Here is an 11,824-nt window from a genome sequence, read left to right as displayed (position 1 = left end):
GAACATCCTAAAAAAAATGAAATGATATTAGTTACCGGCGCCACTGGATTTTTAGGAGCAGAATTAATAAATCAATTAACTGAGGCGGGTGTAAAGGTAAAAGCATTAAAACGCGAGCACTCTGTTATACCCAAATCAATAAGCAACAACGCAAATATTGAGTGGCTTGTTGCGGACATAAATGACATTTCTTCGCTTGAGGATGCCTTTGAAGGTGTTGATCAGGTTTACCACTGCGCGGCAATGATATCGTTTGACCCGAAGGATAAGGCAAAATTGCTTAAAGTTAATATTGAGGGCACCAGCAACATTGTTAACCTTTGTGCAGAAAATAATATACGGCTGGTTCATGTAAGTTCTGTTGCAGCCTTAGGGAATGCAAAAAAAGGACAACTGATTACCGAAAAGGATTTCTGGGAATATGATCCAAAAGCGCATTCATACGCCATCTCTAAATATGAAGGCGAGATGGAGGTTTGGCGTGGAATTGCTGAAGGCTTAGATGCGGTAATTGTAAATCCATCTGTAATTATTGGGCCGGGGCTGGTTTTGAAGGCAGCGGTGCAATATTTAAACTGGTAAAAGATGGCCTTTCTTATTACACCAAAGGTGCAACAGGTATTGTGGATGTTCATGATGTGGCAAAAAGCATGATTTCATTAATGAACAGTAAAGAAACCGGCGAACGCTACACCATATCTTCTGAGAACTATCATTATCAACAGTTTTTTGGAGAAATTGCTCAGGGCTTTAATGTAAAGGCACCTTCAAAAGAAGCAAAGCCATGGATGCTTGGCATTGCATGGAGGGCAGCAAAGCTGGCATCTCTGTTTACCGGCAAACCTGCAGCATTAACAAGCGATGCGGCAAGAAGCAGCTTAAATGAAAGCTTATATAGTAACGAAAAAATAAAGCATACAATCGGAATACAATTTAAACCGCTTAAGCAAAGTATTGAAGAAGTTTGCAGGGGGTTAAAGAACAACTAAAATGAAGCAAAAAAATATTTACATTATTGATTTTGACAGCACCTTTACACAGGTTGAGGCATTAGATGAGCTAGCCCGTATCTCTTTAAAAAAGCATCCAGAGAAAGATGCTATTTTTCAGAAGATTGAAGACTACACCAACCTTGCAATGGAAGGAAAACTTTCATTTGGCGAGAGCTTGGCTCAAAGGGTTAAACTTCTTGAGGCTAATGAAGATCACCTGAAACAACTAATTACGCATTTAAAGAAAAAGGTTTCTGCCTCTTTTTCGCGCAATGCCGAGTTCTTTAAAAAACATGCTGATGAGGTTTTGATCGTTTCTGGTGGTTTTAAAGAATTCATTACCCCGGTAGTAAGTAAGTTCCACATTAAAAAAGAAAACATCTACGCTAATACTTTTGTAACTACAGGTGATGGAAAAATAATTGATTACGACCACTCTAACCCATTAAGTGAAGAAGGTGGTAAGGTTAAACTAATGCAACAGCTAAACCTTGAGGGAGATCTTTACGGTATTGGTGATGGCTATTCGGATTTTCAGCTTCGCGAAAGTGGTTTGATAAAGAAGTTTTATGCGTTTACTGAGAACATTTCGAGAGAAAGCATTGTTAAAAAGGCCGACCATATTACCCCAAGTTTTGATGAGTTCTTATATGTCAACAATTTACCACGGGCAATTTCATATCCTAAAAACAGGATCCTGTGCCTGATTATTGGTGATGCAGACCCATTAACTATTGAGCTGCTTAAAAAAGATGGCTTTTCTGTTCGTCATAAAACTACTTTTGAAGAGAAGTATGTACCTGATGTACACATGATGTTATTGGCCGATGGCGAAAAAATTGATCTTGAAAAATTAAAAAGAGCCGTTAAGCTTAAAACCATTGGTTACCTGGGCAGCGCAAAAAATAAGGTTGACATTTCTACCTGTACTGAACAGGGTATTGTAGTTTTTGATGATCCTAAACATAATCCTCGTAATATCGATTTCATTCCAAAAAGGATGATAGATTTTATGAACACAGGCACCAGTTATCTGAGCAGCAATTTCCCGAACCTGCAATTGCCAAGAATCGAGAAATCGCACAGACTAATACACATTCATAAAAACGTACCGGGTATTATGGCCAAAATTAATACTGTTTTTGCCAAACATGACATTAACATTGTAGGTCAGTTCCTGATGACTAATGCTGAAATTGGCTATGTGATTACAGACATTAATGCTCAGTATGACAAGCAATTGTTTAAATCATTAAAAAAGATTGAACATACTATAAAATTCAGGGTTTTATATTAGGATGGAACTTACACCTCAGATAAAGGAAAAGCTGGATAAACTGCAGGAGAAATATGCAGCAATGGGCCAGGATATGTCGGCATATCTGGATGGTTTGTTGTATGCTGATTTCTTAACTTACTGGGATTATATCCACCTGGATACTTTACTGAGCCTGCAAAATCCAAAAACCCCTTTTCCTGATGAAGAGATTTTTATCATGTACCATCAGATTACTGAGTTATATTTTAAACTTACACTTCATGAATGTAAACAGATTGCCAATAATGAAAAATTAACTGTTCAGTTCTTTACTGAAAGGGTAAAACGCATTAATTCTTATTTTAATGCGTTAACTACCTCATTTGAAGTGATGGTGAACGGGATGGATAAAGATCAATTTCTGAAATTCAGAATGTCATTATTACCTGCAAGTGGCTTCCAATCGGGCCAATACCGAATGATAGAGATTTGTGCAACAGATTTTATCAGGCTGGTTGATAAAAGCAAAAGAGAAGAACTTGCAGATAAAAGTGTTGAAGAACAATTTGAATTTATTTATTGGAAATTCGGAGCTACAGAACTGGCAAGTGGTAAACAAACCCTTACTTTAAAACAGTTTATACAGAAGTATGCCACTCAGTTTTTACAGTTGGTAAAAGATAGAAAGGAAAGTAATTTTTCTGCTTTGTATCATAAATTATTAGAGCAGGGACACGATGTTTCTGCCTTGGCAGATGAACTTAGAAAACTCGATTTATATGTTAATGTGGAGTGGCCTTTGTCTCATTATAAATCGGCGGTAAGATATCTGGAAAGAGATCCGGTTGATATTGCGGCTACCGGCGGCACGAACTGGCAGAAGTATTTACCTCCACGCTTTCAGAAAAGAATTTTCTATCCCTTTCTGTGGACTGAAGAACAAATGGACGAATGGGGTAAGGGTTGGGTGCTTAGTGTATTGAAAACACTTAAAAATGAGGCATAAGCATTATTAAAATGCAAAATAATAAGGAACAAACAAGGCTTTTTTTTATTAAATTTGCAGCAATAAAATACAAGTCAAAATGAACGAGACATTGGATATAACAGTAACCAAAACTGAGCAGACCAGATTAACAGTAACAGATTTTTCTCAATTACCTTTCGGAAAGGTGTTTTCCGACCACATGTTTATTGCAGAATACGAAAATGGTGAGTGGACAAACCTACAGGTATTACCTTATGGCCCAATTCCTATGAGCCCTGCAATTTCTGCGCTTCACTACGGTCAGGCAATTTTTGAAGGTTTAAAAGCTTATCGTTTAGCTGACGGAAAAGTCAGTGTTTTCAGAGCTGAGAAAAACTTTGAGCGTTTCAATAAATCAGCAACACGCATGGCTATGCCAAGCATCCCTCAGGATATTTTTATGCAGGGAATTGCAGCACTGATTGAGATTGATAACAATTGGGTCCCAAATCAGGAAGGCTATTCTCTATACATTCGTCCGGTAATGTTTGCTACAGACCCTTATTTAGGTGTTAAAGCATCAGACAAGTATACTTTTGCTCTATTAACTACCCCAACAGGTCCATACTACAGCAAAGCTTTAAAAGTTAAAATTGAAACTGAATTTACCCGTGCTGATGATGGTGGTGTTGGCTATGCTAAAACTGCCGGCAATTATGCCCGTTCTTTATATCCATTTGCTGAAGCTCAAAAAGAAGGCTTTGATCAGTTAATCTGGACTGATGCTGCTTCTCATGAGTTTATTGAAGAAGCTGGTACAGCGAACCTGATTTTCGTAATCGATGGCAAACTGGTAACTCCTTCAGTAAGAAGTACAGTTCTGGATGGCGTAACACGTGATACAATCATCACACTTGCTAAAAAAGCAGGTATTGAAGTTGAAGAAAGACGTATCAGTGTAAAAGAAGTTATTGAAGGAATTGAAAATGGCAGACTAACTGATGCTTTTGCAGCAGGAACTGCGGCAACGGTAACTCCAATCGGAGAAATCGGCTATCAAGGTAAAGTTTATACATTAACTGATCCTTCTACACGTACCGTTTCAGCAGGTATTGCTAAAACACTGAACGATATTCGTTACGGATTAGTTCCTGATGAATTCGGTTGGAACTGGATTGTATAATCGTTAGATTATCTTTATAATGTTACAGGGCGTCCTTTTCAAGGACGCCTTTTTTATAAAAACTTTAGTAATTTTCGCCACGCCAAGGCGCAATATCAAAATCAACAGTACCTATAGCATGAAAAAAATATTACTTACTTGTTTAGCTATGTCGTTATTTATTATCAGATCAGAGGCTCAGCTTAAAAAACTTTCACAACAACAAATATTCGGTGGTCAGCCATCGCTAACAAAATCCATGAATATAGTAACCGGGTGGAGTGATGACAATCATTACATTGAAATGGATACCAAAGACCGTAACTTATATGCTGTAGATGTTAAATCTGGTGAAAGAACCCCATACACTCCGCCACCAAAGAGCAATGTAAACCTATCTGTAAAAAACAATGATATTTACATACAATACGGCCAAGATGAACCAAAACGCCTAACGAATGATAAAGATGAGGAGAAGAACCCTACATTATCGCCAGACGGTAAACATGTAGCATTTACAAGAAATAATGATCTTTATTCGGTTGATATTGAAACAGGAAAAGAGGTAAGGTATACTAATGATGGAACTGATGTAATTTACAACGGTTGGTCATCCTGGGTTTATTACGAGGAGATTCTTGGCCGATCTACAAATTATAAAGCCTTCTGGTGGTCGCCAGATAGTAAGAACATCGCTTTTATGCGTTTTGATGACACCAAGGTTCCTATGTTTCCAATTAATGGATCAACAGGTCAGCATGGTTATACAGAAAAAACGCGCTATCCAAAGGCAGGCGATCCGAATCCGGAAGTTAAAGTAGGGTTTGTTCCCGTAGCCGGAGGTTCTGTAGTATGGGCAGATTTTAACGAAAAAGACGATCAATACTTTGGCACCCCTTACTGGAGTTTTGACGGAAGCAATTTAATGGTGCAATGGATGAACCGCGGACAGGATAATTTAAAATTTTATTCGGTAAACCCTGCAAATGGTTCTAAAAAAGAAATATATGATGAGAAACAGCCTTCGTGGGTAGATTTAGATTATGATGGCCGTATCGAGTATCTTGAAGATAAAAAACATTATATCCTTAAGAGTGATAAAACGGGATGGGCACATTTCTATTTATACACTTTAGATGGAAAACTGGTAAATCCGCTAACCTCCGGTAAATGGCAGGTTACTAACCTTGTTCATGTTGATGAGAAAAATAAAGTTGTTTACTTTATGGCACGCAAGGAAGCTTCGACAAGAACTGACTTTTATAGTGTAGACTATAATGGCAGGAACTTAAAACGTTTATCATTTGGCGATTATTCCCATCAGGTAATGATGTCGCCTAAGGGTTCCTATTTCATTACTAATTATTCCAATGTTTCTACCCCTACTAAAAGGACATTGTTAAACAATAAAGGAAAGATTATTAAAGAACTTGGTGACAGTAAATCTGATGACTTTGCACAGTTCAATTATGGCAAAACCGAGATGATAACCATCCCTACTGATGATGGCTATAACTTACCAGCCGTAATAACGTACCCGACAGATTTTGATCAGAACAAAAAATATCCCGTAGTGATGAGTATTTATGGCGGACCAAATGCAGGTACAGTAACTAATACCTGGAAAGGAATTGGCGGACAATGGTGGGCCAATGAAGGAATTGTACAAATCTCTGTAGATCACCGTGCATCAGGTCAATTTGGTAAAGAAGGCGTCGCTTTAATGCACCGCAACCTTGGTAAATGGGAAATGAAAGATTATACCACCGCAGCAAAATGGTTAAAAGCCCAAACCTGGATTGACAACAAAAAACTACTAATTACAGGCCACAGCTATGGCGGCTATATGACTTGCCTGGCATTGACTAAAGGAGCTGATGATTTTGATTTCGGCTATGCCGGAGCACCTGTTACCAGCTGGGAACTTTATGATTCTCATTATACTGAGCGCTTTATGGATACTCCTCAGGAAAATCCTGAAGGTTATAAAAACGGATCGGTACTAACTTATGTAAATAACTACAAAGGTCTGCTTAGAGTTATGCATGGTGATATGGACGACAATGTTCATATGCAGAATACAATACAGTTTATAGATAAGCTTCAAAATGCGAACAAACATTTTGAATTAATGATCTATCCGGGTGGAAGGCATGGATGGGGAGGCGTTAAATCTGCTCATGATAAGGCTGAGCGTTTTCGCTTTTACTACCAAAATCTCTTGAACAAACCTGTACCAGAAGAGTTACTTAAATAAATCTAAATATTTATCATCTTTAGTTATTATGAAAGCATTTAACTGTTTTATTGGAACTGTACTGTTAATGTCTGCCTTGTCTGGTATTGCTCAAACTAAATCCGGGGCCATAGAAAAAGGCGGAACTTTGATATGGAGTGATGAATTCAATTACAAAGGCCTTCCCGATTCTACAAAATGGGACTATGAAGAAGGATTTGTAAGAAACAATGAAAAACAGTTTTATACACGGGCACGACTGAAAAACTGTTACGTAAAACGCGGTAAGCTTGTTATTAAATCGCTAAAGGAAAAATATAAGGACGCTGATTATACTTCGGCAAGTATTAATACACTTGGCAAACAACATTTTGCCGGAGATATCAGAGTTGAAATAAGAGCAAAGATCCCATCAGGAAAGGGCATATGGCCCGCCCTTTGGATGATGGGATCAAACATAAAACAGATAGGCTGGCCCAAATGTGTAGAGTTTGATATTATGGAATTTGTAGGCCATACGCCTTCAACTATTTATGGAACTTTACATTGGTCAGATACCAGTTTAAAAGATCCTAATGGCCATAAAAGCAATGGCTCTAACATAAAAGTTGATGATATTAATAAGAAATATCATGTTTATGGACTAGAAAGAAGAGGCGATAGCGTAAAGGTTTTTATGGACAACCAATACTATTTCAGCATGGCGGCTCCTGCAACTGCCTATAAAGATTCGTTTACTTCTCCATTATACCTTTTAATGAATACTGCAATTGGTGGCTCATGGGGTGGTGATATTGATGATTCTATATTCGCCCAGAAATTCTCTATTGATTACGTTCGTGTTTACAAGTTAGATTAAGCTTGATGTTGGGCGGCAAGAAAACAGACATTGCGGTTACGACTGAGAGGATGACACACAAACTCCGCATCTATTCATTACCTGATATGAAACCTTTAGATAATGGAGGGATTGCTGTATATGAAGGAGAACAAGGCGAGATGTACCGGGATTTGCCAAAGAGGGTTTTACTGAAGATAACGAGGGCATCAGCATCTATAAAACAACTGACTCAACAGGTTATATTCTCGTGTCAGATCAAAGTGCAAACCAATTTAAAGTTTACAGCAGAGAAGGTGTTAAAAATAGAAATGACCACCAACTCATTACCAGCATTAAGGTATCTACCAATCAAAGTGACGGCTCCGACATCTATTCAAAGCCACTTAACGATGATTTTAAGCATGGGATTTTTGTCGCCATGAGCGATAACAAGACATTTCAGTATTACAGATGGGAAGACATTGCAGGTAAAATACTAAAGATTAATTAAAGTCTCAGAGGCCATTCTTTTCCCGAATGGCCTTTCTTTTTAGCCTTATCATCCGACGTTTCTCACGATCTACCTTTATCTTCTCGAATTTTGCGATTTGTTCTTTTATCTTCTTTTCCTTTTCAGGTGTTACACCAACACTATGCTTTATCCCCTGAAAAAGGGTTTTCCAGATAAAACTAAAAAAAGAAGCTGTTTTTTGTCGTTCAAATTTTATTGGAGTTGCTACAAGCACGCCATCTGACTTAGGATTATCCGAATTAATGATCATTGCATTTGCTAAAAAAGACATTAATCCTTGTTTAACTAAATGATCACGCCCTTCTTCTTTTTTCAGTAAAGCTACTGAAAGATCATTAAATGCAAATTTCACTTTACCTTCTGCAAGGTTATCATTAGCCGTGATATCAAATTCTAGTTTCTTAACACGCCCGCTTTTAACCTCAACCATTCCCAGTGGTTTGGTAATTCTGTTGAGGGTTCTTCCATCCATTTCACCCAAAGTTCCGGAATAAGAAAAAGCACCATCGTTAGCAGTAAGATCAAATCTGAAATTAACGTTTAGTTTGCCCTGCCCCATCATATAGCTGGTTAAATTGGCAAACATATAAGGGTTTTTACTCTTGATCTTTTCGGAGTTGGTTATGTTAGTTATACTTCCCGAAGTCTTTTCAAAAGTAATCTTTCCCTTTTGTTTACTCGCCCGGTCAAACTCGGCATAAGTTAAATCAACATTACTTAAATTAAGTTGTTTAATGGTAAGCAAGCCCTTAAACTTTTGCAACAGCTGGTGAGGATACTTTCCAATCTTTATTTCAGTTTTTTTAGGGAGTTCATTATTATTAAAAACGGATATAGAACCATTGTCAACATTCATCTCTGTAGCATAAAGCTCTTGTTTACGAACATACAAGGGCAAGTTAATCCCTTCTAAACTAATATTGCTCATTTGAATATCGAACCTGTCTTTTGAAAAGCCTACGGTTCTTCCGAAATCCATTTCGGTATAACGAGGAACAACACTAAAACTCTTTACATTGAGTTTCCCGGAGGATGCCCTAAAATCTAACTGATTAAGATTGATATGATACAAACTATCAGGCGTTGCAAAAGAGTAATTATTTAAATTTATAACAACATCTTTAAGCAAGTAAAATCGACTGGTATCTCTTACAGAGTTTTTATCGATCAACCAATTTTTTAGTGTGACATTTAAATTCTTAATAGAATCAACCTCGGGAACAGCTAAGTTTTTATTAACATATTTAAAGCTGATATTTTTAAGGTCGATAGTTTTTACTTTAAGCTCTTTAACAAATTTAGAAATATAATCGTAGGGTGATTTATCAGAAAATGGTTTTTTAAGCTCATTAAACTCCAATTGTTTATTTACCATTATAATTTCCGGATTATCAAACAACAGAAGATCAATTTTTACTTTCTTATATCGCAGAAGATTAAAAGGGTGAAAGTTCTTTATAGCAAGTTCTTTTAATTGTATATAATAGATATTGTTTGGAGCATGTTTCAGTCCAACCATTTTTTTTAGAATGTTAGTATCAGGAGTAATTTTAACATCAGATAACGATGCTCTGCCGGTAATAAAATTAGTACTTACGTCCGAAAATTCTATGCGATACAAGCTGTCAGTAGCATTTAAAACCAGGTCTCTGACTTGTGCCTTGATTATCGGTTGAAACCTGACACTCAAATGCCTGGATGCAGCAACCAACAATAAAATAAAGAAAAGCATGATCCCGGAAACCCATTTAAGCGTATTGTAACTCTTTCGGACTTTTTTGATCATAGGCCTTAGTGGTTTAACCTAATATACGAATTTATTAATCAGGCGCTAGGTGTCAGTCTTTTTTTTCTCTGCCCTTTTTTCGGCTCGTTCTTTTCTTCTTTCTTCTCTTTTCTCACGTCGCTCCTGTTTTTTATCTTTTACTTTTTCCATTGCTTCTTCCGGTGTTTTTACAGGTACAATACCTAACCCAACGGTTTCCCTCATACCTACAAAAACGCCTTTCCATAATAGATTAAAAAATGAGGCGGCAGGAGTTCTTTGAAAAGTAATTCTGGCTGTTCTAGGAGCCTCTCCTTTTGAGGGGTTTGCATCTTCAATTAAAAGGCTGTTGGCCAGAAAAGACAAAAACCCTTTCTTCTTGCCTATTCCTCCATTTTCACCCTCTTTAAGCAATTTTATTTTAAGGTCTTTATAATAGAAATGAACAATCCCCGAAGCTCCATTTACATTAGCCTGAATATCAAAATCAGTACCCTGCATTTGACCACTCTCAATTTCAACTAACCCCATATTTTTTGCCATCGGATTTAAAACCATCATATTCATTGGTGCTACATTCCCCTTATAGGTAAAAGAGGCATTTTTATCCGTCAGGTTAAAGTTTATAGCAACTCTGATCCTACTTGTTTTCATTACCAGTGCTGTTAGATTGGCAACAGCATGATTGTTTTTTGCCACCTGAAGCGAATCATTAGTTAAGTTGAGAATATTTCCGCTAAGGTTCTGGAAGTATACCGTTCCTCTTTTTTGGGTTATAGGATTGTATTCTGTATAAGCAACATCGATGTTGGTTAACTTAACAGTATCAACAATAGTCTGAATAGGTAATCTCTTAAGCGCTACATGCGGAAAGTTATGAGCCTTATCAAAATTAGGAGGTGGAGGCAACTCCCTGTTAACAAATATCGCCGCCTTTGCAGGGCCTATCTTTAAAATTCTTGCATATAGATTGCCCTCGGCACTTAGTTTAGTAAAATCTACCCCTGCTAAAGCTATTTCATTAAAAGTTAGATCATATCTGTCTTTTCCATATTGATACTTTCTGCTAAATTCAAGATCAGGATAAAGTGGAATCATTTGTAAGCCCTTTACACGAATAGATTTATCTTTTACTGAACCGGCCACCGTATCTATTTTCAGGGTATACATTTTATCCTTACCTGTAGATTTGTAGCCGGTCAATTCAAAACCAATATCCTTTGTATAATAAAAGCGTGTGGTATCAAACTTAGAAAGCGAATCAATGAGTAGATCTTTAATATTGACATTTAAGTGCTTTATAGAATTTAAAGGTTTAGACGTAGCTCCGTTGATGTAATCAAAATCAGCATCTACTATTTTAATGGCCTTTACATGAATCGATTTAAGTGTTTTAGATATCTGATCATACAAACTCCTCTCATCAGCAGCGCTGTCAATTTTTTTGACTTTATAATGGATCATATTAATTGATGGTTGCTCCAGAACAATAGAATTCATTACTACCTGTTTCTTAAAATAAGCTGTGAGCACACCAATTCTAGTTAACTGCAGACGCGCCAGTTTTATTTGAAACAAATTGGCAGGGGCAAGTTTCAATTCCTTTAGCTGATTAAAAACAGTCGTATCAGGAGTTAGCGTAACACTATCCAGAACCGCACTTCCGGTTATCAGATTAAGATGAATATCTTTAAAATTAATTGTGTAAAGCTTTTGTGAGCCATTGTAAACCCCATCTTTTATCTTTTCGGTAAGTAGCGGTTTCCATTTCGCACTGAAATATAAGGCTACCCCAGCGATAATAAGAATTAAACCACCTAAAACGCCACCTATCCATTTTAACAATCTGTACTTTCCTGCTTTGTTCTGAACCATAAGCTTTAAGTATTAAAGTATAGTAACAATGGCTGCAGGCACAATGTTTGCCTATAAAAAGTCATACATTTCTTTTGCTATCCTTTTGCTTTTCTTTTGCTATTGTTTTGCTTAAGCAGGAAAAAAGCAAAACAAACCAAAAGTATTCGCAATAATAACCCAATACTAAATGTATTGTTTAGACTATTGAGGCATAGAAGCAGTCCTGGGTTTAATA

10 protein-coding genes are annotated in these 11,824 nt (G+C 37.0%); 8 read left to right on the top strand and 2 right to left on the bottom strand.

The features are described from left to right. Positions 1–21 precede the first annotated feature (21 nt). The 8 genes from CPT03_RS23315 (at position 22) to CPT03_RS23185 (ending at position 7,946) form a co-directional block, all read left to right on the top strand. The gene (locus CPT03_RS23315; RefSeq protein WP_317044313.1) at positions 22–582 is read left to right on the top strand and encodes an SDR family NAD(P)-dependent oxidoreductase; all 561 of its coding nucleotides are present in this window, start codon (positions 22–24) and stop codon (positions 580–582) included. 80 nt (positions 583–662) lie between these two features. Beyond that, complete coding sequence (locus CPT03_RS23310; protein ID WP_317044312.1) at positions 663–989, top strand: hypothetical protein; 327 nt, start codon at positions 663–665, stop codon at positions 987–989. Position 990: 1 nt separating this feature from the next. Then, a complete protein-coding gene (locus tag CPT03_RS20045) occupies positions 991–2,289 on the top strand; it encodes an HAD-IB family phosphatase (RefSeq protein WP_099440490.1) in 1,299 nt (432 codons plus the stop codon). A gap of 1 nt (position 2,290) precedes the next feature. Beyond that, positions 2,291–3,256: a tryptophan 2,3-dioxygenase family protein gene (locus CPT03_RS20040; RefSeq protein WP_099440489.1), complete on the top strand. Its 966-nt coding sequence runs from the start codon at positions 2,291–2,293 to the stop codon at positions 3,254–3,256. A gap of 79 nt (positions 3,257–3,335) precedes the next feature. Continuing rightward, the gene (locus CPT03_RS20035; RefSeq protein WP_099440488.1) at positions 3,336–4,400 is read left to right on the top strand and encodes a branched-chain amino acid aminotransferase; all 1,065 of its coding nucleotides are present in this window, start codon (positions 3,336–3,338) and stop codon (positions 4,398–4,400) included. A 118-nt stretch (positions 4,401–4,518) separates the two neighbouring features. After that, positions 4,519–6,636, top strand: coding sequence for a DPP IV N-terminal domain-containing protein (locus tag CPT03_RS20030; protein WP_099441201.1), 2,118 nt, complete (start codon positions 4,519–4,521; stop codon positions 6,634–6,636). Between the two features lie 28 nt (positions 6,637–6,664). Then, a complete protein-coding gene (locus CPT03_RS20025) occupies positions 6,665–7,474 on the top strand; it encodes a family 16 glycosylhydrolase (protein ID WP_099440487.1) in 810 nt (269 codons plus the stop codon). Between the two features lie 187 nt (positions 7,475–7,661). Then, complete coding sequence (locus CPT03_RS23185) at positions 7,662–7,946, top strand: phytase (RefSeq protein WP_317044348.1); 285 nt, start codon at positions 7,662–7,664, stop codon at positions 7,944–7,946. Positions 7,947–7,950: 4 nt separating this feature from the next. Here CPT03_RS23185 and CPT03_RS20015 read toward each other — a convergent pair whose 3' ends face one another. Both CPT03_RS20015 and CPT03_RS20010 read right to left on the bottom strand, forming a co-directional pair. Beyond that, positions 7,951–9,753 carry a hypothetical protein gene (locus CPT03_RS20015; protein ID WP_099440486.1) on the bottom strand — a complete coding sequence of 601 codons (1,803 nt, stop codon included), beginning with the start codon at positions 9,751–9,753 and terminating at the stop codon, positions 7,951–7,953. A 45-nt stretch (positions 9,754–9,798) separates the two neighbouring features. Beyond that, complete coding sequence (locus tag CPT03_RS20010; protein WP_099440485.1) at positions 9,799–11,607, bottom strand: hypothetical protein; 1,809 nt, start codon at positions 11,605–11,607, stop codon at positions 9,799–9,801. Positions 11,608–11,824: the final 217 nt, after the last annotated feature.

Origin of the sequence: Pedobacter ginsengisoli, from assembly GCF_002736205.1 — a bacterium.
Taxonomy (GTDB): domain Bacteria; phylum Bacteroidota; class Bacteroidia; order Sphingobacteriales; family Sphingobacteriaceae; genus Pedobacter; species Pedobacter ginsengisoli_A.
Note: the sequence above shows the minus strand (reverse complement) of the source record. Positions and strands in the feature narration are given on the sequence as shown.